Source organism: Hymenobacter properus (assembly GCF_015694735.1).
Taxonomy (GTDB): domain Bacteria; phylum Bacteroidota; class Bacteroidia; order Cytophagales; family Hymenobacteraceae; genus Hymenobacter; species Hymenobacter properus.
This window is the reverse complement of the sequence record NZ_JADQDP010000001.1, coordinates 186,808-210,299: the sequence shown is the minus strand read 5'-3', so window position 1 is coordinate 210,299 and position 23,492 is coordinate 186,808. Positions and strand designations below refer to the sequence as shown.

The window sequence follows — 23,492 nt, the reverse complement described above, 5'->3', positions numbered from 1 at the left end:
TGATACTCCACACCCGCCCATGCCCCAACCCTGGATTCGTTCGGCCCGCTACGACGGGCTGCTGATTCTGGCGCCGCCCTTTCTGGCGCTGGCGGCGGTGCTGGCCCTGCCCGCCCCCTACCGCAGCACGGCCCAGATGCCGCTGCTGGCCTGGGTGGCCCTGGTAGTGCTCATCGATGTGGCCCACGTGTACGGAACCCTGTTCCAAACCTATTTCGACCCGCTGAAGCGGCGACAGCGGCGCACGCTGCTGTGGGTAGTGCCGGTGGCCTGCTACACGACAGGCGTTGCCTTGCATAGCCTAGGCGGGCTGGTGTTTTGGCGGGTGCTGGCTTATCTGGCGGTGTTTCATTTCATCCGCCAGCAATACGGCTTTTTGCGGATTTATAGCCGGCACGAGTTGCGCGCCAGCGGCGACTGGCTGGCCTCTGCCCTGGTTTATTACGCCACCCTCTACCCGCTGCTGTACTGGCATCTATCACCGGGGCGCAACTTCAACTGGTTTATCGACGGCGAATTTGTGCAGTTCAACTGGCCCTTGGGCCGGCTGTTGGCCACCATCCTTTACGTGGCTCTCCTTGCCGCCTACGCCAGCCACGAATTCTTAAAGTGGCGCCGCACCCGCACCTTCAACCTGCCGCGCAACCTGCTGCTGGGCGGCACGCTGGTGTCGTGGTACGCCGGCATTGTGTGGTTCAACGGCGACCTGGCTTTCACGCTGCTCAACGTGGTTTCGCACGGCATACCCTACCTGGCATTGGTCTGGAACGGGGGCGCTACGTCGAGCCAGGCGCCCACACCTCCCCGGCGCGGGGCCTGGGCCGGCCGCTATGGGCTGGCGGTGTTTCTGGGGGCCGTGGTACTGTTTGCTTTCCTCGAAGAAGGGCTTTGGGATGGGCTGGTGTGGCGCGAGCACGGCACGGTGTTCGGCTGGTTTCAGCGGCTGCCGGCTGTGGCCAGCCCGGTGCTGCTCATGTGGCTGGTGCCGCTGCTGGCACTGCCCCAATCGACTCACTACGTGCTCGACGGCTTTATCTGGCGCCGGCCGAAGTAGCCTGGACGATGCAAATCCGAACAGGGAACGGAGCGAGCATGCTTGCCTGTGCGTTTATAATGCTGCGGGTCCGGTCCTTTCACTTGCCCAACTCGCAGAGCCGGGGTTACTTCACAATTACCAGCTCCACACGGCGGTTGAGGCGGCGGGTTTCTTCGCGGTCGTTGCTGTACTTGGGCTTCGAGCCGCCGAAGCCGACGGTAGTGATGCGGTTTTCAGCCACACCCCGGCCCACGAGGTAGCGCTTCACCTCGGCCACCCGGTCTTCGGAGAGCTGCTGGTTTTTGTCGGCCGGCGGCTCGTTGGAAGTGTGGCCCTCCAAGCGGATTTCGGTGCCGGGGCTGGCCTGCAGGGCAATGGCCAGGCGGTTGAGTTCGGCATAGGCCGTGCCCAGCAGCGTGGCTTTGCCCTGGGCAAACAGGATGCTGGGCAGGTCGATTTTGGCGCCTACGGCGGCGGGCAGCAGCAGCAGGTCGCGCCGGGGCGAACCGGCTATCACCACCGTGTCGCCCACCGTCAGGAAGCCGCCGCCGGTGGCCGTGAGGTAGTAGCGGCCCGGCAGCAGCGACAGCTGGTAGCCGCCAGTATTGTCGGAGCGGCCGGTGGCGTTGTACTGCGCGCCGGCGGCATTGGCCAGGAGGTTGGCTTTCACGGTGGCGCCGGGCACTGGCTGCTTGGTGCGGGCGTCGAGCACGCGCCCGCTCAGGAAGGCCCGGGCGTTGGGGTCGAAGGCGGCCACGGCGGGCGCGGCCGGCAGCGAGTCGGCGGGGGTGGCGCGGCCGGTGCGCATCAGGTCGCTGGGAACGTTGGGGGCGGGCGATGATGAGTAGTAAGCCGTTTTGCCGTCAGCGGTGAGAGTCAGGTAGGCATTGAAGCCAGGACCGTTCAGGGCCGGGCCCAGGTTGCGGGGCTCGCTCCACTGGGTCCAGCTGTCGTCGAGCCGGGTGCTGACAAAAATATCGGCCGAGCCGTAGCCCATGTGGCCATAGGAAGCGAAATACAGGGTTTTGCCATCGGGGGTGAGCCAGGGCGCGAAGTCGAAACCCGGCGAGTTAAGCACCGGGCCCAGGCTGGTAGGCTCGCCAAAGCCGCCCTTCCCATCGGGCCGGCTCAGGTACAAATCGTTGCCGCCTTCGGAATCGCCACGCTCCAGCGAGAGCAACAGAATTTGGCCGTCGTTACTCACAAAGTAGCCCGCCCCCGGCACCGCCGTGTAAAAATTGCTGATGGCCACGGCCGCCGGCTTCACACCCTTAGCAGAGCCGCTGGCCGCTGCTACGCTGCTCACCTTGCTCACGCTTTCGTCCCGAAACCCGTTGGCATCGTAGGTGCCACGCACAAACAAGGTGCGGCCGTCGGGGCCGGTAGCGGCCACCACTTCGTTGTTCTGGGCAGTATTAATACCGTCGAGGCGCGTGGGGGCGCCCCAGGTTTTGCCTTGGTCTGCGCTCTGGCTCACCCAGGCATCGCCCGAGTCGGTGTTGCCTTCGGTGTTGCCGGCAAACTTGGTGCGGGCGAAGTAAAGCGTATGGCCGTCGGGGCTCAGCACGGGGTGCAGCTCGTTGCCGGGCGAGTTCAGGCCGGCCAGGGGCTGCGGCGCCCCGAAGGGCGACGGCCCTTCCAGCACGTTCAGCCGCAGCCGAAACAGGCGCCACTGCTGGCTGGCCCGGCCATTGCCTTTCTGCATCACCACTGGCGTACCGTTGAATTTGTCGGACGCTGCCAGGGCCGCCACCCGGCTTTCGCTGCGGTTTTCGAGCTGGAAGCTGCCGGCCGGGCCGGCCGGCACCAGCCGCCACTGCTGCTGCTCGCCGCCCTGGTAGGGGCGCTGCACCAAGGGCAGGTTTTCGCCGGGCTTGTCGGCCGTGAGGCACAGGCTGCTGTTGCGCGACTCGATGCGGAAGTACTCGCTGCCCTGCCGGATGGGCACAAAGCGCCACTGCTGGCTATTGGCGTGGGTGAACTCCCACTGCACGGCTGCCGCGCCGCTGCTGGTGCTGGCACTGGCAATGTCGAGGCAGCGCCCGCTGCCGCGGTCAATCAGGCCGTAGTACGCCCGTTCATCGGGCACGAAAGAAGTTTGGGCGTGGGCAAAAACAGGGAGTAGCAGAATCAGCGTCAGCAGTCGAAACATCAGCGGGGGCGCGAAAAGGCGCGCGTGGGTGCATAACGCAAAGGAACGCCGAAATGATGGGAAAGGTGGAGTGGTGGGTTGGTGGAGGGAAGGGAATAGGCTGTCATCCTGAGCATTCTGCGAAAGCAGGGACGAAGGACCTTCTCACCGTTGCGCCGATTTGATAATGTGCTGCCGTATCTACCCAGGCGTTAGAAAGCTTTCGCTTTTGCTTTCGCAGAATGCTTATGATGACAGCCCCCCAACCCACATTCACGCCAGCAGCTTGTGCTTGATGGCGTACTGAATCAGCCCCACCACCGACTTACAGCTTGTTTTGGTAAGGATGTTTTTGCGGTGCGTTTCCACGGTGCGCTCCGAGATAAACAGCGCGGCGGCGATATCCTGATTTGACTTTTCTTCGGCCACCAGGCGCAAAACTTCCCTTTCGCGGGTGGTGAGCTCGGCCACGGGCTGGGCACCGCCGCGGCGCTGGGCGGGCACGTCGAGGTGCTGCAGCAGCGTCTGGCCCACTTCCTGGCTGAAGTGGGTGCGGCCAGCCGCCACGTTGGCGATGGCGGCACTGAGTTCGGCCTTGGTGGCGTTTTTGAGCAGGTAGCCGGCGCCGCCCGCGTCTAGCACTTCCATCACGGAGGCGTGGTCGTGAAACATGCTGAGTGCCAGCACCCGCACCGCGGGAAAACCCGCCCGGATGTGCCGCGTCAGCTCCACACCGCTCATCTGGGGCATGTTTAAATCGACAAGGGCCACGCTGATTTCGGGGTGCTCGTGCAGGCAGCGCAGCGCCAGAAAGCCCGAGTTGGCCTGGGCCACCACGCGCACCGACGCATCAGTTTTCAGCAAGGTTTTGATTCCCTCAATCACCATCTGGTGGTCATCTACCAGCAGCACAGAAGTACGGGACGGGGCGGCAGGCTCGTAGCTCATGGTCAGAAGTTTTTGCAGAAGCGTAAGTCAGGTTTCGGTAGAGCAAATCCAACCTACGGTTAAATATACAGATTCAAACATACTCAAGCCGAAACGCGGTTTGCAACAATTCAAGCCGGGAATTTTACCATTCAGGCTTCCATGGGCACTTCCAGCGTCACGGTAGTGCCCCGGCCGGGGGCGGCGTCGAAGTCGGCCCGGCCGCCCAGGTAGGCCATGCGGCTCTCGATGTTTTTGAGGCCGATGCCCGCCTCCGCGCCCAGCGCGGCAGGGTCGAAGCCCACGCCGTTGTCCTCCACCATCACCGTCAGCTCCTCGGCGCTACGAATGATTTGCAAGGTTATTTCCGTGGCGCGGGCGTGCTTCAAAATGTTCTGCACCAGCTCCTGAATGACACGAAACAGCACGTTTTCCACCGTGGCCGGAATGCGGCCACCCTGGTCGAGGCCCACCACCTCGAGCTGCACCTTGAGGCGGCCGTCGGGGGCAATCTTGTTCAGGAAGTCGCGCACGGCCTGGGCCAAGCCGCGCTTGATGAGGGCATTGGGCAGCAGGTTGTGCGAGATGCTGCGCACCTCGCGAAAGCTTTCGTCCACCCCATCCAACGCGTTCTGGAACATGGCTTGCTGGCCGGTGGTGTGCAGCTGCAGCTCGTCGCCCAGCGCGTGCAGGTTCATTTTGGCGGCCGTCAGCAGCTGGCCCACGCCGTCGTGCAGGTCGGAGCCAATGCGGCGGCGCTCGGTTTCTTCGGCCTCCAGCACGGCCTGGGCGCGCTGCTGCTGCAGGGCTTGGCGCTCCTCGGCAAATTCTACCTCCCGCCGCAGGCGGCGCCGGGCCACCCACGAGTAAGCCAGCCCGGCCAGCAGCAGCGCCACCAGCGCACCGGCCCACAGCAGCGTGGTGCGCCGCCGGATGATTTGCTGCTGCTCGCGCAGACGGGCCGCCTGCAGGCGGTTTTGGGCGTCCTTCTTCTCGGTGTCGTACTTGGTTTGAAGCTCGGCTACCTGCTGGGTGCTTTCCTGCTGAAAAATTGAGTCGTTGAGCAACTGAAAGCGTTTCTGCCACTGCAAGGCTTTGGCCGGTTGATTTTCAGCTTCATAAAGCGACGCAAAACCATTGTACACCACCCGCACTATGGGCAGCGCGTGCAGGCGCCGGGCCAGCTGCAGGGCGTGGCGGTAGGCATCTTCGGCCTCGGCGGTGCGGTGCAACAGGGCCAGGGCATCGCCCAGGTTCAGCCACGATTCGGCCTGGCCCTGCTCGTTGCCCTCGGCCTGGTCGATGGCCAGGGTCTGGCGGTAGTAGCGGTAGGCTTCGGGGCCATTTTTCTGCCGCAGGGCCAAGCCGCCGAGGTTGTAGAGTGCCAGCACGGCCACGCTGGAATCGCCCAAGGCACGGGCCTTTTGCAGCGAGGTGCGGAAGTCGGCGCGGGCGGCGGCCAGCTGGTTTTGCTCCATCAGGGCGGTGCCGCTGTTGTTATAGGCAATGGCCAGCGGCTTGGCGGCGCGGGCATCGCCGGCCTGCACGGCCTGGCTCAGCAGGGCCTGGGCGCGGCGGGCGTACTGCAGGCTTTGGGCGAGTTGCTGCAGGTTTTTGTTGGTGGTGGCCAGGGCCAGGCAGGCGCTGCCTTGGCCCAGCAAGTCGTGGCGCTGCTCGGCCAAGCGCAGCGCGGGCATGAGGTTTTTAGCCGCCGTGGCAAAGTCGCCCTCCGCATTGGCAAGCCGCCCCAGAAGCAGCAGAGCTGCCTGTTGCTGGGCGGGGCGGCCGGGTCCGCGCCGGGCCTCCTGCAAGGCCAGCGTGGCCAGGCGCCGGGCTTCAATAGGCTCGGTGGTGCGCAGGGCGTTGGCATCGGCCAGCAGCAGGCGCAGCCGGGCGGTATCAGGGCCCTGGGCGCGGCGCTGGTTCAGGCTGTCAACCAGCGGAGAGGCGGCGGGTGGGGCTTGCGCGGCGGCACTCGCGGCCAGTACGCCCGTGCAAAACCCCAGCTGCAACACCAATCGAAAGGCCCGGTACATACATCGCATCTTGACTGCCGTTAAAAGGTCTGATTTGCCAAAAATATCAGCGCCACTAAGTAAAGCAATTCTGCAATACTTAGCGGCGCTTATTTTTATGATTATCAGGAAGGACTGGCGGCAACAGCTTAGCCCCGATTACAACCCATACTTGCTGCGGAATTTCTTGGCCAGGTAGGTTTGCTTGCTGTCGAGCGAGATGTTGCGGCCGTCGATGAAGGCGTGGGTCACGGCGTTGGTGCGCATGTCGAGCAGGTCGCCCTGGCTGAGCACGAAGGTGGCGCTCTTGCCCGTTTCCAGCGAGCCGTAGTCTTTGTCAATGCCCATAATCTGGGCCGGCGTGAGCGTTACGGCCGTGAGGGCCTGCTCCTTGCTGAGGCCGAAGCTGGCCGCCGTACCGGCAATGAACGCCAGGTTGCGCGAGCCCGCCGTTTCCATCTGGCCCTGGTAGTCGAGGCAAAAGCGCACACCGGCGGCCTGCAGCTGAGCGGGCAGCTTGTAGGGCTGGTCGTAGTCGTCGGCGTCGCGCCGGGGCAGAGCGTGAATACGCGACACCACCACGCTCACGTCGTTCTGCTTCAGAAAATCAAGCACCATCCAGGCGTCGCGGGCGCCCACCACGGCCACCTTCTGCGCCCCCAGGCGCTTGGCAAAGCGCACGGCTTCGATCATTTCCTTGCCGTAGTCGGCGTGCAGGTACAAGGTTTTGGAGCCGTCGAAAATGCCGGCCAGCGACGAAAGGCGCAGGTTTTCCTTGCGGCCGGCGGGCAGCTGGCGGTAGGCGCTGGCTTCGCTCAACAGCTGTTCCAGGTCGCGCAGCTGGGCTTCGCGGGCTTTCTGGCGCTTTTCGAGGGCGGTGGCTTCTTCGTTGGGATTGGTGCGGAATATCATCGCGGGCCAGGTCAGGTGCTGGCCGTCGTCGGCGCGCACCACGGCGTCCTGCCAGTTCCAGGCGTCGAGCTGCACCACGCTGCTCTGGCCGGCCAGCAGGCCGCCGCGGGGCGTGGGCTGGGCCAGCAGCACGCCGTTGGTACGCACGGTGGGCAGGATGTCGGAGTCGGTGTTGTAGGCAATGAGGGCGCGTACGTTGGGGTTCAGCGTGCCCACTTCCTCCTCGTCCACCGTGGCCCGGATGGACTCCACTTCTGTCAGGCCCAGCGTGGTGTTGGGCAAAATCAGGCCCGGGTACAGCTGCTGGCCGGCGGCGTCAATGGTTTCGTAGCCGCTCCGGTCCTGGGTGAAGCCGGCGGCCGGACCGGCGTAGGTCAGGCGGCCTTTGTCGAAGGCCACGGCGGCGTTGGGCACCACCGTGCCGTTGCCCACGTGCAGGGTAGCGCCGGTGATGAGCACGGGCTTGGTTTGGGCCGGGGCGGGCACGGGCACCTGGGCCAAAGCGGCGGTGGCGGTGCTGGCTAAAGCGAGGGTGAGAATGAAGCGCATGGGTTCGTTAGTCAGCAAGTTCTTTTTCTTGGCCCAGGGTGTCGCAGTGCCACAGGCCTTGGGCCTTAGTGGAGGCTGCCTGCGTGGGCGCGCCGCTTTTCTTGGCGGCCAGCATGGCCTGCACCAGGCGCTGCCGCTCCTTTTGAATGTCGGCCCGCAGCGCGGCATCGGCGCTGAGGCTGAACAGCTCGCGGCCGTCCACGAAGGTGTATTCGGGGCGGGCGTACACGCTCAGCGGGTGGTCGGTCCAGAGCACTACGTCGGCGTCCTTGCCTTCCTTGAGCGAACCCATGCGGGCGTCAAGGTGCAGCATCTTGGCCGGGTTGATGGTGATGAGGCGCAGGGCTTCTTCCTCGGTCAGGCCGCCGTACTTCACGGTTTTGGCGGCTTCCTGGTTGAGGCGGCGGCTCATTTCGGCGTCGTCGGAGTTGATGGCCACGTTCAGGCCGGCCCGCGTCATGATGGCCGCGTTGTACGGAATGGCGTCCTTCACCTCGTTCTTATAAGCCCACCAGTCCGAGAACGTGCTGGCGTTCACGCCGTGGGCCTTCATCTTGTCGGCCACCTTGTAGCCTTCCAGGATGTGGGTGAAGGTATTCACCTGGAAGCCCATGCGGTCGGCCACGCCCATTAGCATGTTGATTTCGCTTTGCACGTAGCTGTGGCAGGTGATGAAGCGCTGCCGGTTCAGGATTTCGACCAGCGCCTCCAGCTCCAGGTCGCGGCGCGGAGCCTCGCCCTGCTGTTGCTTGCTCTTGCTCAACTTGTTCCAGGCGCTCCACTCCTGCTCATATTCTTTGGCACGGGTGAAGGCGTCCACGAACACCTGCTCGGTGCCCATGCGCGTTTGCGGGAAGCGCAGCACGTTCTGTTCGCCCCAGTTGCTTTGCTTCACGTTCTCGCCCAGCGCAAACTTGATGAAGCCCGGCGCGCCGGCAATCTTCATCTCGTCGGGCGTGCCGCCCCAGCGCAGCTTCACCAGCGCCGACTGCCCGCCGATGGGGTTGGCCGAGCCGTGCAGCAGCTGCGCGGCCACCACGCCGCCCGCCAGGTCGCGGTAGATGCCGACATCCTCGTTATCAACGACATCACCAATCCGCACCTCGCTGGTCACGGCCTGGGTGCCCTCGTTCACGCCGCCCGCAATGGCCAGGTGCGAGTGCTCGTCAATGATGCCCGGCGTCAGGTGCTTGCCCGTGCCATCAATGCTGCGGGCGCCCTTGGGCAGCGGCAGGTTCTTGCCGATGCGGGCGATGCGGCCGTTTTCGAGCAGCACGTCGGTGTTTTCGAGCTTGCCGGCGGCCTCGCTGGTCCACACCGTGGCGTTGCGGATGAGCGTGGGCGCCTGGCTGGGCATGGCGGCCCGGCCATAGGCGGCAAAGGGGAAAATGACATTGCCCACCACCGGCGCCGGCTCTGCCTTGGCCGAGTCGCGCCGGGCCGCGCGGGTGGCCTCCTCCTGCCGCACGGCGCGCCACTTTATCGGCAGGCCGTCAGCGGACAAGCCGGCCAGCAAGCCGTCGCCCTGAAACACGCGGCCCTCCTGCGTGTAGTAGCCGCTCAAGCGAGTGTAGCCGGCGTTGGTTCCGGCGGGTTTGGGCTTGGCATCTTCGGCCTTTTTGCCTTTGCCCTTGGCCTTGTCATCGAGATTGAACACGATGGTGGCCAGCTCATTGGTCACGCTGATGGTGCCTTTGATGGTGTCGCCGGCCGTGGACACGATTTTCAGCTCCGGCGCCTCGGGCTTGCCCTGAATGAGCATGGTGACGTCGCCGCCCACCCGAAACTCGTCTTTCAGAATCTTCTCCGTCGAAGTCAGGTTGAGTTTGTACACGCCGCGGTAGTCGGCCGGCACAGTGCTGAGCTGGTACCGCTCGCCCTGCACCCAGTTGTCGAGCAGCACGTTGTCGTCGGCCAGGAAGCGGTTTGAGCACACCAGGAAATTGGCTTCCATGCCCGGGCGCAGCGCCCCGAGGCGGTCCTGGGCCCGCAGCAGGCGGGCGGGCGTTTCGGTGAGGGCGCGCAGGGCGGCAGCTTCGCTCAGGCCGTACTTGGTGGCTTTGCGCAGGTTGGGCAGGAATTTTTTCTTGTCCTTGAGGTCGGCGGCCGTGAGGGCGAAGGGCACGCCGGCCTGGGCCAGGCGGGCGGCGTTGGCCGGGGCCAATTCCCAGTGTTTCAGGTCTTCGAAGGGGATGCGCAGGGCGTCGTACACGTCGGCCACGTCGTAAGCATCGGGGAAGTTGAGCGGCACCACAAAGGCGGCCCCGGTCTTTTTCAGGTCGTCGAGGCGCTGGTACTCGTCGCCGCGCCCCTTGATGATGTACTGCTGGCCGGCCTCGTCGCCCAGCCGGTCGGCGCGCAGGGCCGAGAGCTTGTCGCTCACCTGAAAAATGGCCGGCAGCCCCTTCAGCTGCGTCAGGGCGGCCAGCGAGAGGTTCTGCTCGCGGCGCGGGTTGCGCTGGTTCCAGGCGGCGTCGAGGTAGGTTTGGCGCAGCAGCGCGATGCTGCCCATCAGCGAGCCCGGGTAGTCCTGCGTGCTCGTGCCCTTATCGAACGACAGGCCGGCGGCGGCGCGTTCCAGCAGCAGCACCTCCTGCTCCTTGCGATTAGTATTGAGGCTCACCAACGCCGCCGTGCCGCGCATGATGCCGTCGGCCTGCTGCGTGAGCACCGCCCCAAAGCCCAGCGCCCGGTAAGCCGCGGCCTGGTCCTCGTTCACCTTGAACAATTCGGCCGCGTTCACCTCCGGGTGAATGGCTTGGTTCCAGTCGTAGGCGCCGGTTTTCTGGCTGTCGAACTGCGGCCCGCCGCGCCGGCCCTGCCGGGCGGCAGCCGGGACTTCGGGCACCCCGTAGCTCGTGAACACGTCCACCAGCCCGGGGTAAATGTACTTGCCGCCCAGGTCTTGCACCACGGCGCCGGCCGGGATTTTCACGCTGGCGGCCGGCCCGGCGGCCACCACCTTGCCGTCCCGAATCAGTAGCGTGCCGTCGGCGATGCGCGTCTGGTAATCGGTATAGAGCGTGGCGTGGGTGAAGGCGAACACGCCCGGTCGCTGGTCGTACACGCCGTTGCGGGGAAAGGTGCCGGGCTGGGCCCAGGCCGCCGGCCCGGCCAGTGCCAGCAGCGCCGCCAGCGAGAGCGCCGAAGTAGATATTTTCATGCAGCGGGGAAAAGCAAGCGTTGAGAAATTCGCCGAAAAATGCGGCTTTTATTCTCACCCTTCCGCCAAATGTAGGCCCGGCAGCGGCAGGCTGGCAACGGTTCTGTTTCAATCAGAGTAAGAACCTCTCCAAACCCCTCCTTTCCTTCCACCCTTCTCCCCCATTCCCATGCGCAAAGGCACCAAAGTCAGCTGGAAATACGGCACTGGCACGGCCACCGGCAAGATTGAATCGATGCACAAAGAGCCCATTTCCCGCACCATCAAAGGCGCCGAAATCCACCGCAACGGCTCGGCCGACGACCCCGCCATGGTCATTGTGCAAGACAACGGCGACCGGGTGCTCAAGCTCAAGAGCGAAGTGAAGGCCGCCAGCTAGCGCCGCAGAACGGCGCCACGCTCATCAAATTCGTAGCCATCGGCCACTTTTGGCACACCATTGAGTGAGAAGCGCCGCCGCGTGTTGTGGCCACAGTCGCAGCAGCCACCGCTGGCCTCTGTTCGCAATTCGATGTTGCTTAGGTCGTATCCCCGGTTTGCACGGGGCAGCACAAAACGAAAGTTATAGCCCTCCGGATAAGGTAACTGGGCACTGTTGGGGGCTACCTTCCACGGCAACGTGCGCAGACTGGTGGGCCTCCGGTAAAAATCTAGTCCGCCACGTTCCTGCCGCACGGTATCCAAGGGCTGAGTGAAGCCGAGCGCGGTGTACAGCACCACGTACCCACCACTTATTTCGGCCCGGCGAAAGCCGCCTTGTGTACTGTCAGTGTCGAACAGCACCACGATGTCGTTGGGCGCTGACGTGCAGGGTGCGCAGTTGTAATCTTCGCATTTGTCGCCACAGCCAATTAAGCTGACGCCAAGTAGCGTTGCAAGCGCCGAACCCGTGAGTTTAACAAAATGGCTAAGTGATTTCATGGCTAAGGCGATATCATGAAAGATGTTATAACCCTGACCGCCGGGTTGCACCCAAAGTTGTCGCAAGCTGCACAAAAAATCCCCGCCGTAGAGCACGGCGGGGATTTCTTATTTCAAAGGTTAACCAACTCTACCGATTGCTCGGGTCAGGCTTGATGAAGGCTTCCTCCTCCATTTCGGTGGGCACCACCACCACGCCTTTTTGCAGCATGGAGTTGTTTTTGCCGTAGAGGAAGTACACCACAAAGCCCAGCAGCATCCAGCCCAAGGCCAGCTTCAGCGTGTTCGAGTCGAGGGCCAGAATCATGAGCGTGCAGATGGCCGCGCCCAGGAACGGCACCAGCGGGAAGCTGGCCGACGACAGCGGCGAGCGGAACGGCCGGGGCTGGTCAGGGTCGGAGCGGCGCATAATCCACACGCCCACGCTCACCAGCACGAAGGCCAGCAGCGTGCCGAAGGAGGTCAGGTCGCCGGCCAGCGAGCCAGGCACGAAAGCCGCGAAGGCGCCCACAAACACCAGCAGGGCCAGGTTCGACTTGTAGGGCGTGTTGAACTTGGGGTGCAGGTCGGAGAAGGCTTTGGGCATCAGGCCGTCCTTGGCCATGGAGAAGAACACGCGGCTCTGGCCCATGAGCATCACCAGAATCACCGACGAGAAACCCAGCAGAATGGCCAGCGTCACGGCCGTGCCCAGCCACTCGTAGCCCTTCATGTGGGCCTTGATGGCGTAGGTCACCGAAGCTTCACCGCCCAGGGCCGGGTCGGCAAATTCGCGCCAGTTGGCCACGCCCGTCAGCACGTGGCCGAACAAGATGTAAAGCACCGTGCACACGGCCAGCGAGCCGAGGATGCCAATGGGCATGTCACGCTTGGGGTTCTTGGCTTCCTGCGCGGCCGTGCTCACGGCATCAAAACCGATGAAGGCGAAGAACACAATGGCCGCACCACCCAGCACGCCGCCCCAGCCATGCTTGTTCCACGCTTCGTAAGAGCGTACCACCTCACCGGCGGCATTTTTCACAGGCTCAGCATTCTCCGGAATCAGGTAAGGCGTGTGGTTGGCGGGGTTGATGAACTGCCAGCCCACGGCAATGAATACCAGCACGATGGCCACTTTCAGCACCACCACAATGGCGTTGAACATGGCCGATTCCTGCGTGCCCTTGATGAGCAGCAGCGACAGCATCACGATAACGAAAAGGGCCGGCAGGTTGATGAGGCCGTGCTCCAACGTGCCGTTCACCACGGCGCTTTCGAAGGGCGAGTGGCAGAGGTTGTAGGGTATACTCGTACCAAACACCTGCAAGAGCTTATTCAAATACTCGCTCCAGGCAATGCTGACAGTGGCCGCGCCCAGGGCGTATTCCATAATTAGGGCCCAGCCGATGACCCAGGCCACAAACTCGCCCATGGTGGTGTAGGCATAGGTGTAGGCCGAGCCGGCAATCGGAATCATGGCCGCGAACTCGGCGTAGCACAGGCCGGCGAACACGCAGCCAATGGCGGCCACAATGAAGGCCAGCGTCACGCCCGGCCCGGAGGCCTGCGCGGCGGCGGCGGCGGTGCGCACAAACAGGCCCGCCCCGATGATGGCGCCCACGCCCAGGGCCACGAGGTTGCCGGCGCCCAGCGTGCGCTGCAGCGTCCCGTGCCCGGAAGCATTGGCCTCGCCCAGGAGCACGGCCAACGGTTTTTTGGCGAAAATACTTGGCATGTGTTAGGTGTAAAGAAGGAAGAAGTGTGAAATAAAAAAGTGGTTGAAACGAATGGCTTCGACGCCGTTTGCCCGGCATTTTGCAGGCGGCACCAGCGGCGAGCCCGAAATATAGGCAGCAAAACGCCTTCCTTTGGGTCGGGTGCCTTCCGGCCGCAAACGTCGCCGGTGTTTCGGCGCCGCGCGGCACGGCTTAAACCCGCCCCCGGGCACCGCATCCAAGCCCGTGTATCACTTCCCACGGCTTTTCACCATGAACAAGATACTCGTGCTGCTCGCAGCTACGCTCGCCACTGGCCTTACTGCTGCCGCGCAAGCGCCGGCCAGCCCCACCCCGGCCGCAGACTTGCAAAAGGCGCCCGACCAACAAGTCCAGCGCCGCGTGCAGTACCTCGCCCAACAACTTGGCCTGAGCCCCGACCAGCAGGCCAAGCTGGAGCCCATCCTATTGGCCCAGCGCCAGGACATGCAGGCCCTGCGCACCCGGGTGCAAACCAACGGCCGCCAGCGCGGCATGGGCCAGGAGTTGAAAGCCGCCCAGGCCCGGTACGCCGAGCAAATCCGGGCCGTGCTCACGCCCGAGCAGTTCGTCAAGTTTGAGCAGCTGAGAGATGAGCAGCGCGACAAGCTGCGCGAGCGCCGCGCCAATGGCCAGGGCTTAGGGCAATAATTTGCCTGCTTTATCTGCGAAAAGCGACTGCTTATCGATGAATTGAGGCGGTACCAATTGGCTGGCGGCACTTGGCACACCACTTGCAAATAGCCTGGCAAGCAAACAACGCAACCTGGTAGTTGCTCTTCCCTCTTAAATCACCCTTCACCCCTTCTTCTTTAATTCTCATGAAAAAGACCCTGATGTTGCTCGCGGCCCTCACCTTCACTGCCGCTGGCACCAGCTTCGCCCAAACCGCCCCGGCGGCTACCACCAAAGTAAAAATGCACGGCGGCAAAGGCGGCCACGGCCCCAAAGACCCCGCCAAGATGGCCGACCACAAAGCCGCTAAAATGGCCAAGGAGCTTGGCCTCACCGCCGACCAGGAAGCCAAAGTAGAGCAGCTGATGCTGGCTCGCCAGCAGGAAACCCAGGCTCTGAAAACCAAGTACGCCGCCGACAAAACCGCTGGCCGCGCCGAAATGAAGGCCTCGCACGAGAAGTACCAGGCCCAGCTCAAAGCCATTCTCACGCCCGAGCAATACGCCAAGTTCGACCAAATGAAGGCCGAGCACCGCGGCCACGGCGGCAAAGGCCAGGGCCAAGGCGGCAAAATGAAAATGAAAGCCAAAGCTTAATTAGCTTCTTGCCGAACGAGTTGGAAAATCCCCGGCCCCACTGGCCGGGGATTTTTTGTGTTAAAAAACGGCTATAAAGAAAACCTTGCTTTGGGCGGCTTGCTTATATTTGGCCAAACCACCCGGCTTAAAATCCTCTTCTTATGCCTCCCCTCCCCAGTAGCACGGCCTCGGCCGTGCAAATCCAGCAGTTTTACGACAAGGGCCTGGCCCACGCCAGCTACGCTGTGCGCTGCGGCCGCCAGGTCGCCATCATCGACCCGGGCCGCGACCCCCAGCCCTACTACGACTTCGCCGACGAGCACGAAGCACGCATCGTGGCCGTGATTGAGACGCACCCGCACGCCGACTTCGTGTCGTCGCACCTGGAAATTGCCGAAGAAACCGAGGCCACCATCTACTGTAGCAAGCTGGTAGGCGCCAAGTACCCCCACAAAACCTTCGACGACGGCGACCGCCTCAAGCTGGGCAGCTACGAGCTGCACGCCATCAACACACCCGGCCATTCGCCCGACAGTATCAGTATCCTGCTGATGGACGAGATGGCCCAGAGCCGGGCCGTATTCACCGGCGACACGCTGTTTGTGGGCGACGTGGGCCGGCCCGACCTACGCGAAGATGAAGCCGTGGGCGGCCACAAGCGCGAGGAGCTGGCCGCGCAGATGTACCGCAGTACCCGCAACAAGCTCATGACCCTGCCCGGCGCCACCAAGGTGTATCCGGCGCACGGCCCGGGCAGCCTCTGCGGCAAAACCACCAGCACCGACCTGGACTCGACCATCGCCAAGGAGCTGAAAACCAACTACGCCCTCCAACCCATGTCGGAAGACGAGTTCATCAAAGTACTGCTCGAAGACCAGCCCTTCGTGCCCAAGTACTTTGGGCATGATGTGAAAATCAACAAGGCCGGCGCCCCCAGCTTCGAAGACAGCATTCGGTCCGTGCCGCACCTCAGCAGCACCGCCGCCCTGGAGCCCGGCGTGCTCGTCATCGACACGCGCCCGGCGGCCAAGTTCCGCGCCGGCCACCTCTCCGGTGCCATCAACCTGCAGGACGGCGGCAAGTTTGAAACCTGGCTGGGCTCGGTGGTGGGCCCCAACGAAAAATTTTACCTACTGGCCGACTCCCAAATTGCCCTGGACACGGTGGTGCGCAAAACCGCCAAAATAGGCTACGAAGGCAACATCAAAGGCGCCATGCTGGCTCCGGCGTCCTTGCCCGAAACCGCTCCGGCCGTGGACGTGGCCCAGGTGCGCGAACATCCGGAATCCTTCACCATTGTCGACATCCGCAACCACGCCGAGGCCAAAAACCAGGTCTTCGACAACGCCCTGGTTATTCCGCTGCCCGAGCTGCGCGAGCGCGCCCACGAGATTCCGACCGACAAGCCGGTGCTTATTCACTGCGCGGGCGGCTACCGCTCAGCGGCCGGGGCCAGCATTGTTCAGGCAGCGCTACCCAGCGCGCAGGTGCTCGATTTGGGCGAGGCCATTACGGACTTCCAGAAGGCGGCCGTGCACTAAGCCCCATCAAACACCGACATCAGCGCTTTCCGGTTAGCCTCTCTTTGCTGCTAACTCACTTGCCCCAATGGTTTCATCTGCTTCTTTCAGCATCCACTGCAAGCGCCAGGTGAAGCGAATTTCAGTATGGCTTGTGTGGGCAACCTCTGTTTGTTGTTCCCAACAGAAAAAAGACACAGCATTGACGAATGACCCTTATTCCGAAGCGGTTGCTCTCGCTCCCAGCGATGAATTTGATGTTTCTCTTGTCAAGCTTATCGCCAATCCTGAGAAATATGATGGCAAAACCATTCAAGTTATTGGCTTCCTCAATTTAGAGTTCGAAGGCGATGCCATTTACCTTCATAAGGAGGATTTCGACCAGGGGTTGACCCGTAACGGCTTTTGGGAAAGCTTTTCAGAGAAAATGAAGAAGAAGTCAACGTCTCTAATTTCTCCAAGAAATATGTCATAATGGTCGGCCGTTTTGACATGAAATCACATGGACACATGGGCTAATTCGGAGGGACAATCAGCAACATTACGAGGTTAGATAGTTGGCGCTGATTTCCCAGCATTAGTCAGCCTAAAGCCCCGGCCGTCACATGCCGGGGCTTTTTCATTCCTCGCCACAGGGGTATCTTTGGTATTCACTCTACCCTATGCGCGTCCTCCACACCGCCGACTGGCACCTCGGTCAGCACTTCCTCACCGGCCAGGAACGCACCACTGAGCAGCAGGCTTTTCTCGATTGGCTCCTGCTCACAGTGCAGGCCCAGGCCATTGAAGTCTTGGTCATTGCCGGCGACATCTTCGACACCCAGTCGCCCTCCTACACGGCCCAAGAGCTGTACTACACCTTTTTGGTGAAGATGCAGGCCACCGGCTGCCGCGACATCGTGGTGGTGGGCGGCAACCACGACTCGCCCACCATGCTGAACGCCTCGCGGCAGCTGCTGCGGCGTCTGCGCATCCATGTGGTGGGCGGCGTGCCCGCCGACCCCGCCGAACAGATTCTGCACCTGAATGCGGCCGACGGCCGACCCGGCCTGGTGGTTTGCGCCGTGCCCTTCTTGCGCGACCGCGACATCCGGCTGGCCGTGCCCGGCGAAACCCTGGACGACCGCCAAATCCGCATTCGCCAGAGCATTGCCGAGCACTACGCCGCCCTGGCTGCCCACGAAGCCGTACTGCGCCTGCGCGAGCAGGACGTGCCTGTGCTGGCCACCGGCCACCTTTACGCGGCTGGCGGCGAGGCCCGCGAGGGCGCCGAGCGCGACGTGCACATCGGCGGGCTGGGGCTGGTGGGGGCCGAGCATTTCCCAGCGGCCTTCGACTACGTAGCCCTGGGCCACCTGCATCGCCCGCAGCTGGTGGGCGGGCGGGCGCACATCCGTTACTCGGGCTCGCCGGTGCCGCTGTCCTTCACAGAGGCCAACGACAAGCAGCAGGTGCTGCTGCTGGAGTTTGCGGGCGCGGGCGCACCAGTTATCACGAGCATTCCGGTGCCGGTGACGCGGCGCTTGCAGCGCTTCCACGGCACGCTGGAGGAAGTGGAGGCCGACATTTTGGCTTACGATAACGCGGCTTTTCAGCACGTGGCCTGGGCCGATGTGCTGGTGCGCTCCGATGAAACGCCCGCCGAGGTGCAGCGCCGGGTGCAGGCCGTGCTGCAATTGCAAAAACAGCATGTCATTGCCCCCAAGGGGGTACGGCACCAGCGTGCCACCGAGGCCCCAGACCTGGCCGAAGCTGCCATTCCGCTGGCCTTGCTGCATGAGCTGACAGTGGACGAAGTATTTGGCCGGCGGGTGGCCGGCCTACCTCCTGAGCGGGCGGCGGCCCTCACGGCCACGTTTCGGGAGCTGCGGCAGCTGCTGGGCGAATCCGACCCGCAGGCCTGGGGCGGCGAGGCATCTTAGAAAACATCTCCCGTAACAAAACTCACCCAAGCGTAATGAAGCAGCTCGCGTGCAGAAATAATCTATTCGTTTAGATAACTGCTGCGCTTGAGAGGCCTCGACTACGCTCGTCATAATGTTACGTTAGCTTAATTCTTCCCGGCCCGCTTTCTCACCAGTAGCCACAAGCCGCCGAGCACCAGTGCCCCCACTCCTGCTGCGACAGCTACCACCGAAACTGGCATGTGCATAATCTTAGCGGGCCGACCGGCAATAGCTGCGTCGCGGAAATTCTGTCCGGCAGTAGCAGCCAGAATCAGGCGGACGGTTTCGGCGGGCTGGTCCCACTGCGGAAAATGGCCGCAGTTTTCAAACCAATACAGGCGCGCATCGGGGAATTTTTTGAGGGCCCGCGGAGCCTGGCGCGGAAAGCACACCCGGTCCTGCCGCCCCCACCCAATAACCAACGGCGCGCTGATGCTGCCACCGGGCGCCCCCTGCTGCACCTCGCCATAAGCCAAATTGTAGAGCAATTCATCGAACGAAGGTGCATGAGCAAAGCTGCGCATTTCGTCGAGGGCCACGTGGGCGGGCAGCCGCCACGGGTGGGCCGAGAATTGGGCAAATAGCGCCGTGCGCGTCGCGGAATTGCCGGTCAGGAAGGGCATGGCCGGCTGCAGGGCTCGCACCAACTGCGTGGAGATGGCCACACTATCGTAGAACACTGGAACCTCCCAGCCCTGCCAGAAGCCACCGGGGTCGAGCGATACCACGGCCCCCAGCACGCCGCCCCGCCGGGCCAGTTCCAACACCAGGCGGGCGCCCATTGAGCTGCCCACGGCGTCGATGCCGAGCAGGTGGTGGTCGCGCAGAAAGTCGGTCACGGCATCGGCCAAAGTGGAGATGCTGACGGGGCCCACCAGCGGCGGCGTGTTGCCAAAGCCCGGCAAATCGACAGCTATAACTTCGCGCTCGGCCGCCAGGTCTTCGATAATGGTTTGCCAGGAGCGCCAGCTGCCGCCAATGCCGTGCAGGAGCAGCAGCGGCCGGCCCGCGCCGCGCCGAATGTAATTCATAGTCATGAGCTTGGTTGAAGGGAATTGAGCCCGGCTACCTATCTGCTTCTTGCTGCCCCGGGCGGCGCCTTCCGAAACACAACGTCCGTGCGCGGGACAGAGTTGTATCTGGGCAGTGAGGGCAGCGCGGCTTGTCGGGAACCCAAACCCAGCGGGCTGCCTTTTCTAGGCCGATGCTGCCGCGGGCTGCCGTACCTTCGGGAAGTATTTTGGGAGAAGTATTCGCATGAAAATTATTAGCGTCCGATTCGCTAACCTCAACTCGCTGCCGGGTCCGTTTCTAATACGTTTCGACGAGACACCCCTGGCCGATACGGGGCTATTTGCCATCACGGGCCCCACCGGGGCGGGTAAAAGCACGCTACTTGATGCCATTGCGGTAGGCCTCTACGGCCGGGTGCCTCGCCACGACCGCCAGGTGGGCGAGATGGTGAGCCGCCACGCTAAGGACGCCTTTTCGGAAGTAGAGTTTGAAGTGCACGAAACCAACGCCGACACCGGCGCCGTGGACCGCGTGCGCTACCGCTCGCGCTGGGAGGTGAAGCGCAAAGTGCGCGGCGAGGACAAAGGCGCCCTCAACCCCGACGCCATGACGCTGGTGCTCAGCCCGTCCAACGTGGCTGTGGTGAGCGGCAAAGAAGCCGTACCGAAGCGTGTAAGCGAGGTATCGGGGCTCGATTTCGGCCAGTTTGAGCAGGCTATTTTGCTGAGCCAGGGCAAGTTTGCACGCTTTCTGCATGCGCCCGAAAAGGAGCGCAGCGCCCTGCTTGAAAAGATGACCAACGTGGGCATCTACTCGCGGCTGAGCGTAGCGGCTTTTGAGAAAGCGAAAGAGGAAGAATTGAAAACCAAGCTCCTGCGCGCCAAGCTGGACGCCACCCGGCTGCTGAGCGAAGACGAGCGCACCGAGTTAGAACGCCAGCTTGACGTGCTGCACCGGCAGGCCGAGCAGCACTACGAGGAGCAGCAGGAGCTAAACATCTGCCTGACCTGGCGCACCATCCTCGACCAGCTCGACCGCCAATTAGCCGACGCCGCCCGCGAGGCCGAGCGCCTGCGCCTCGACGACGAGCAGCTGCAACCCGAATTTGCCCGCCTTGAGGGCCACCTGCGCGCTGCCGCCGTCGACAAGCCCCTGGAACTGGCCGAGGCTGCCGAGAAAGAGGTAGCTAGCGACGAAAAGCAGCTGAAGGAGCTGGCCGAAGCCCTACCCCAGCTGACCACTGCCGCCGAAACCGCTGCCACCGCCCATGCCGCTGCCACCGCCGCCCATGCCGCTGCGCTGGCTGAAGAAGACCGCCTGCGCCCGCTGCTCAGCCAGGCTCAGCAGCAGGACGCGGCCATTGCCGCCGCGCGGCACCAGCTGCAGCTGCAGCGCGACGCCCACGCGCAGCAGCAACTCGAATACCAGCAAGCAGCTGAGGACCTGAAGCGCGCAGCCCTGGAAATTGAGACGCTGCAGGGCCAAAACGAAGCGCTGGACCGTTGGCTTATTGAGCACAGCGCCGAGATTGACCTGAAAAACCAGGTACTGGCCCTGGACCGCGAAATCATTGACCTGCAGGGCGCGCAAAAGGAAACGGCCCGCATAGCTGCTAGTCAGGCCGAGTTGCTCAAAACCCAGGACCAGACCAGCGCCGACTTGCGCCGACAACAGGCCCTCGAAGCCGAGGCCAAAGCGCGCAAAAAGTCTATTGAGGACGAAGGCAAACCTTGCCGCACCGAGCGCGACGCCCTGCTGCTGGGCACAACGGCCGCGGTTCTGGCCCAGCGCGCCGACGACCTCACCGCGCAGCAACATGCCTTGCAGCAACTCCTGCCAAAAGCCGAAGCCGCCCACGAGCACCAGAGCCGTGCTAATGCCCTTGCCACGCAAATAGAGGAGGAAGCCCCGGCCCTAACCACGGCCGAAACCGCCGCCTCCCACCTCGAAACACGACGGGCCGACGGCCAGCGCCTGCTCGACAGCTACCGCCGCGAGCTGCGTGCCCAGCAAGCCCTGGCCGACCTCAACCAGCACCGCCAACACCTGCAGCCGGGCGAGCCCTGCCCTTTGTGCGGAGCACTGGAACATGCCTTCGCCGCCGATTTCGCGGCAGAAGCCGACGAGCAAGAGCAGCGCGTGTCGCAACAGCAATTGGCTCTGTCCCAGCTGGAAGAGGACTTGCGCCTCGCCACCACGGTCCTGGCCCGCCGCCAGACCGAGCAGCAGCAACGTTACAAGCTGCGGAAGGAGGCTCTTGCCGCCGCCGATGCGGCCAGCCAACAGGCCATTGCCCTGGCAGCCACCTGCACCCCTCCTCCTGCCGAGCCCACGAATCCGGCGGCTGTGTGCGCCCTGTTGGCTACCACCACCCATGAACAAGCCGCAGCCGTGGCCGCCCGCCGCCGCGTGGCGGAGTTGGATGAGCAGCTGACGAAGCTGCGGGAGCAATACCTCAAAGAAGGCGAAGCAGCCGCGACAGCCGAACGCGAGATTCCACGGCTGCTGGAGCGGCAGGAAGCTACTGCCGCCGACCTGGCCAAGCTGGCCGAGGAGCTGTTGCATTGGGAAGACCAGACCGATATTTTTCAAGGTACCATCCGCGACCTCCTGGCGCCCCACCGCCTGCAGCTGCCTGCCCGGCCGCCATACGACGGCATTTTGGTTACGCTGCGGGAGCGGGCCGAGCACTACGAGGCACAAGTGGCGGCGCTCAATGAGCTGGGCAAAGCCCTGCTGGGCAAAACCAGCCAACACCAAGCCCACTCCGAAAGCTTGGCCCAGCAGGCCAAACAGTTGGACGCGACGGAAGCAACGCTCGCCGCTGCGCAGCTCGCCATTGACCAGCAACTAGCCGCCCGCCAGGCCCAGTACGCCGGCCACGACCCCGCCGCCGAAGCCGAGCAGCTGCGTCTTGCCACTCAGCGTCTGGCCGAAGCGGCTGTGCGCGCCCAGGCCCAACTGGCCGAACAGCAGAAAACGTTGGAAATCCAGCAAAACCGCCAGCTCGACTTGAATGCGCAGCTGACCGTGCACCGCGCCGCCCACGCCCAGCGCCAAACGGAGCTCAGCGCCGCCCTGGCCGTTGCTGGCCTGGCCACGGCTGCCGAGGCGCGCGCCCTGCTCCTGCCCGCCGCCGAAGCAGAACGCCTCACCCAGCGCCGCCAGGACCACCGCACCGCTCAGGCCGCCGCCGCCCGCCGCCTTTCCGACCTCACGGCCGAGCTTCACCACCACGCCGAAGCCGGTCTCACGCCCCACACCGCTGCCGAACTCACCGCCCAGCTCCAGGCGCTGTCGGCGGCCGATGATATTTTGCAGCAGCAGCTCGGGGCCGTGGGCAACCAACTCCGGCAAGACGATGACGCGCGTGAGCGGCTGGCCGCCGGCCAGCACGAGCTGACCCTGCGCCAGCAGGAAGAGCAGCGCTGGCAGGATTTGAGTGAACAGATTGGTTCGGCACGGGGCGACAAGTTTAGCCAATTTGCCCAGGGCCTCACGCTCACGCACCTAGCCCGGCTGGCCAATTTGCGCCTGCGCCAGCTCACGGGCCGCTACACCATCCTGAAAACGCCCAATCGCAACCTGGAGCTGCAAATCATCGACCACGACCAGGCCGATACGGTGCGCCCCATGGCCTCGCTCTCGGGCGGCGAAAGCTTTTTAGTGAGCCTGGCGCTGGCGCTGGGCCTGAGCGAGCTGGCTGGCCACAAGGCCCGCATCGAGTCGTTGTTTATCGACGAAGGGTTCGGCACGCTCGACCCCGACGCTCTGAACACGGCGCTGGACGCGCTGGAGCGCCTGCAGCACTCAGGCAAAATGATTGGTGTTATTTCCCACGTGTCGGACCTCAAAGACCGGATTGGAACTCAGATTCGGGTGCGGCCCGGCGCGGGCGGCAACAGCACCGTGTACCTAGTGGGCGTGCGAGGCGACGAGACCAGCTGCGCTACGCCTTGATTATCAGTGCCGCCCGCGCCGGTTGGTGATGCACTCCACGCGTTGCTTGCGAATCCAACTCAGGTAGGTTTGCAGGCCTTCGGCGGCGCGCAGGGCCTCCACGGTAGGGTACTGGCGGGCCAGCTCGCGGTTGGTGAGGAAGCGGTGCACGCTGCTGTGGCAGGGCTGGCACAGGTCGACGGTGGGACCGTAGCGGCCCCCTTCCTCGCGCGGCACCAGGTGGTGGCGCGAGGTGGCCTGCACTGTGCGCTCGCAAAGGCCGCACTGGGGCTGGGCGCGGGCCATGCTGGCTGCGGGAGGGCCGGGGCCGAGGCGGGCGCGTCGTCTTGCCATAAATTGAAATAAACCGATTTTTGAGGGCTTCTTTTCCTTTCCCGTGCAACAACGCCGGTTAGCGGCAAGTTGCGGATTT

17 protein-coding genes are annotated in these 23,492 nt (G+C 63.6%); 8 read left to right on the top strand and 9 right to left on the bottom strand.

Features of this window, described 5'->3' with window-relative positions; genetic code table 11:
• Nucleotides 1-19 precede the first annotated feature (19 nt).
• Nucleotides 20-1,054 carry a hypothetical protein gene (locus I2I01_RS00960; protein WP_196284554.1) on the top strand — a complete coding sequence of 345 codons (1,035 nt, stop codon included), beginning with the start codon at nucleotides 20-22 and terminating at the stop codon, nucleotides 1,052-1,054.
• A 106-nt stretch (nucleotides 1,055-1,160) separates the two neighbouring features.
• Here I2I01_RS00960 and I2I01_RS00955 read toward each other — a convergent pair whose 3' ends face one another.
• The 5 genes from I2I01_RS00955 to I2I01_RS00935 all read right to left on the bottom strand — a co-directional run bounded on the left by I2I01_RS00955 (nucleotide 1,161) and on the right by I2I01_RS00935 (nucleotide 10,733).
• Nucleotides 1,161-3,188 carry an RICIN domain-containing protein gene (locus I2I01_RS00955; RefSeq protein ID WP_196284553.1) on the bottom strand — a complete coding sequence of 676 codons (2,028 nt, stop codon included), beginning with the start codon at nucleotides 3,186-3,188 and terminating at the stop codon, nucleotides 1,161-1,163.
• Nucleotides 3,189-3,440: 252 nt separating this feature from the next.
• Nucleotides 3,441-4,115, bottom strand: a complete 675-nt coding sequence (locus I2I01_RS00950) for a response regulator (protein WP_196284552.1) — start codon at nucleotides 4,113-4,115, stop codon at nucleotides 3,441-3,443.
• A gap of 131 nt (nucleotides 4,116-4,246) precedes the next feature.
• Nucleotides 4,247-6,130 (bottom strand): tetratricopeptide repeat-containing sensor histidine kinase, encoded by a 1,884-nt coding sequence (locus tag I2I01_RS00945; RefSeq protein WP_196284551.1) that lies wholly within the window; start codon nucleotides 6,128-6,130, stop codon nucleotides 4,247-4,249.
• Nucleotides 6,131-6,268: 138 nt separating this feature from the next.
• Nucleotides 6,269-7,570, bottom strand: coding sequence for an amidohydrolase family protein (locus I2I01_RS00940; protein WP_196284550.1), 1,302 nt, complete (start codon nucleotides 7,568-7,570; stop codon nucleotides 6,269-6,271).
• A gap of 7 nt (nucleotides 7,571-7,577) precedes the next feature.
• Complete coding sequence (locus I2I01_RS00935; protein ID WP_196284549.1) at nucleotides 7,578-10,733, bottom strand: amidohydrolase family protein; 3,156 nt, start codon at nucleotides 10,731-10,733, stop codon at nucleotides 7,578-7,580.
• A gap of 169 nt (nucleotides 10,734-10,902) precedes the next feature.
• On the opposite strand from I2I01_RS00935, the gene I2I01_RS00930 reads away from it, so the two are divergent.
• Nucleotides 10,903-11,112, top strand: a complete 210-nt coding sequence (locus tag I2I01_RS00930; RefSeq protein ID WP_196284548.1) for a hypervirulence associated TUDOR domain-containing protein — start codon at nucleotides 10,903-10,905, stop codon at nucleotides 11,110-11,112.
• On the opposite strand, the gene I2I01_RS00925 is transcribed toward I2I01_RS00930, so the two are convergent.
• Together I2I01_RS00925 and I2I01_RS00920 are read right to left on the bottom strand one after the other, a co-directional pair.
• A complete protein-coding gene (locus I2I01_RS00925) occupies nucleotides 11,109-11,654 on the bottom strand; it encodes a hypothetical protein (RefSeq protein WP_196284547.1) in 546 nt (181 codons plus the stop codon). The two genes, I2I01_RS00930 and I2I01_RS00925, sit on opposite strands and share 4 nt — an antisense overlap.
• Before the next feature lie 130 nt (nucleotides 11,655-11,784).
• Nucleotides 11,785-13,368, bottom strand: coding sequence for an amino acid permease (locus tag I2I01_RS00920; RefSeq protein ID WP_196284546.1), 1,584 nt, complete (start codon nucleotides 13,366-13,368; stop codon nucleotides 11,785-11,787).
• Nucleotides 13,369-13,621: 253 nt separating this feature from the next.
• Here I2I01_RS00920 and I2I01_RS00915 point away from each other — a divergent pair, with 253 nt between their 5' ends.
• The 5 genes from I2I01_RS00915 to sbcD all read left to right on the top strand — a co-directional run bounded on the left by I2I01_RS00915 (nucleotide 13,622) and on the right by sbcD (nucleotide 18,082).
• On the top strand, nucleotides 13,622-14,038 hold the full coding sequence (locus I2I01_RS00915; protein WP_196284545.1) for a hypothetical protein: 417 nt from the start codon (nucleotides 13,622-13,624) through the stop codon (nucleotides 14,036-14,038).
• Nucleotides 14,039-14,208: 170 nt separating this feature from the next.
• A complete protein-coding gene (locus I2I01_RS00910) occupies nucleotides 14,209-14,658 on the top strand; it encodes an LTXXQ domain protein (RefSeq protein WP_196284544.1) in 450 nt (149 codons plus the stop codon).
• Nucleotides 14,659-14,801: 143 nt separating this feature from the next.
• Complete coding sequence (locus I2I01_RS00905; RefSeq protein WP_211537750.1) at nucleotides 14,802-16,181, top strand: MBL fold metallo-hydrolase; 1,380 nt, start codon at nucleotides 14,802-14,804, stop codon at nucleotides 16,179-16,181.
• Nucleotides 16,182-16,248: 67 nt separating this feature from the next.
• Nucleotides 16,249-16,635: a hypothetical protein gene (locus tag I2I01_RS00900; RefSeq protein WP_196284543.1), complete on the top strand. Its 387-nt coding sequence runs from the start codon at nucleotides 16,249-16,251 to the stop codon at nucleotides 16,633-16,635.
• A gap of 187 nt (nucleotides 16,636-16,822) precedes the next feature.
• Nucleotides 16,823-18,082 carry an exonuclease subunit SbcD gene (sbcD, locus tag I2I01_RS00895; RefSeq protein WP_196284542.1) on the top strand — a complete coding sequence of 420 codons (1,260 nt, stop codon included), beginning with the start codon at nucleotides 16,823-16,825 and terminating at the stop codon, nucleotides 18,080-18,082.
• A gap of 128 nt (nucleotides 18,083-18,210) precedes the next feature.
• Here the strand turns inward: sbcD and I2I01_RS00890 are convergent, their stop codons facing one another.
• Nucleotides 18,211-19,143: an alpha/beta fold hydrolase gene (locus I2I01_RS00890; RefSeq protein ID WP_196284541.1), complete on the bottom strand. Its 933-nt coding sequence runs from the start codon at nucleotides 19,141-19,143 to the stop codon at nucleotides 18,211-18,213.
• Nucleotides 19,144-19,363: 220 nt separating this feature from the next.
• Between I2I01_RS00890 and I2I01_RS00885 the strand changes: the two genes are divergently transcribed.
• On the top strand, nucleotides 19,364-23,080 hold the full coding sequence (locus I2I01_RS00885; RefSeq protein ID WP_196284540.1) for an SbcC/MukB-like Walker B domain-containing protein: 3,717 nt from the start codon (nucleotides 19,364-19,366) through the stop codon (nucleotides 23,078-23,080).
• 3 nt (nucleotides 23,081-23,083) lie between these two features.
• On the opposite strand, the gene I2I01_RS00880 is transcribed toward I2I01_RS00885, so the two are convergent.
• The gene (locus tag I2I01_RS00880; RefSeq protein ID WP_211537749.1) at nucleotides 23,084-23,413 is read right to left on the bottom strand and encodes a restriction endonuclease; all 330 of its coding nucleotides are present in this window, start codon (nucleotides 23,411-23,413) and stop codon (nucleotides 23,084-23,086) included.
• Between the last annotated feature and the right edge of the window lie 79 nt (nucleotides 23,414-23,492).

Bases quoted from the DNA above. Each gene is read 5' to 3' on its own strand.
- I2I01_RS00905 (WP_211537750.1), top strand. From the start codon at position 14,802: ATGCCTCCCCTCCCCAGTAGCACGGCCTCGGCCGTGCAAATCCAGCAG.
- I2I01_RS00915 (WP_196284545.1), top strand. From the start codon at position 13,622: ATGAACAAGATACTCGTGCTGCTCGCAGCTACGCTCGCCACTGGCCTT.
- I2I01_RS00910 (WP_196284544.1), top strand. From the start codon at position 14,209: ATGAAAAAGACCCTGATGTTGCTCGCGGCCCTCACCTTCACTGCCGCT.
- sbcD (WP_196284542.1), top strand. From the start codon at position 16,823: ATGCGCGTCCTCCACACCGCCGACTGGCACCTCGGTCAGCACTTCCTC.
- I2I01_RS00925 (WP_196284547.1), bottom strand. From the start codon at position 11,654: ATGAAATCACTTAGCCATTTTGTTAAACTCACGGGTTCGGCGCTTGCA.
- I2I01_RS00935 (WP_196284549.1), bottom strand. From the start codon at position 10,733: ATGAAAATATCTACTTCGGCGCTCTCGCTGGCGGCGCTGCTGGCACTG.
- I2I01_RS00940 (WP_196284550.1), bottom strand. From the start codon at position 7,570: ATGCGCTTCATTCTCACCCTCGCTTTAGCCAGCACCGCCACCGCCGCT.
- I2I01_RS00950 (WP_196284552.1), bottom strand. From the start codon at position 4,115: ATGAGCTACGAGCCTGCCGCCCCGTCCCGTACTTCTGTGCTGCTGGTA.
- I2I01_RS00920 (WP_196284546.1), bottom strand. From the start codon at position 13,368: ATGCCAAGTATTTTCGCCAAAAAACCGTTGGCCGTGCTCCTGGGCGAG.
- I2I01_RS00955 (WP_196284553.1), bottom strand. From the start codon at position 3,188: ATGTTTCGACTGCTGACGCTGATTCTGCTACTCCCTGTTTTTGCCCAC.
- I2I01_RS00945 (WP_196284551.1), bottom strand. From the start codon at position 6,130: ATGTACCGGGCCTTTCGATTGGTGTTGCAGCTGGGGTTTTGCACGGGC.
- I2I01_RS00900 (WP_196284543.1), top strand. From the start codon at position 16,249: ATGGTTTCATCTGCTTCTTTCAGCATCCACTGCAAGCGCCAGGTGAAG.
- I2I01_RS00885 (WP_196284540.1), top strand. From the start codon at position 19,364: ATGAAAATTATTAGCGTCCGATTCGCTAACCTCAACTCGCTGCCGGGT.
- I2I01_RS00880 (WP_211537749.1), bottom strand. From the start codon at position 23,413: ATGGCAAGACGACGCGCCCGCCTCGGCCCCGGCCCTCCCGCAGCCAGC.
- I2I01_RS00930 (WP_196284548.1), top strand. From the start codon at position 10,903: ATGCGCAAAGGCACCAAAGTCAGCTGGAAATACGGCACTGGCACGGCC.
- I2I01_RS00960 (WP_196284554.1), top strand. From the start codon at position 20: ATGCCCCAACCCTGGATTCGTTCGGCCCGCTACGACGGGCTGCTGATT.
- I2I01_RS00890 (WP_196284541.1), bottom strand. From the start codon at position 19,143: ATGACTATGAATTACATTCGGCGCGGCGCGGGCCGGCCGCTGCTGCTC.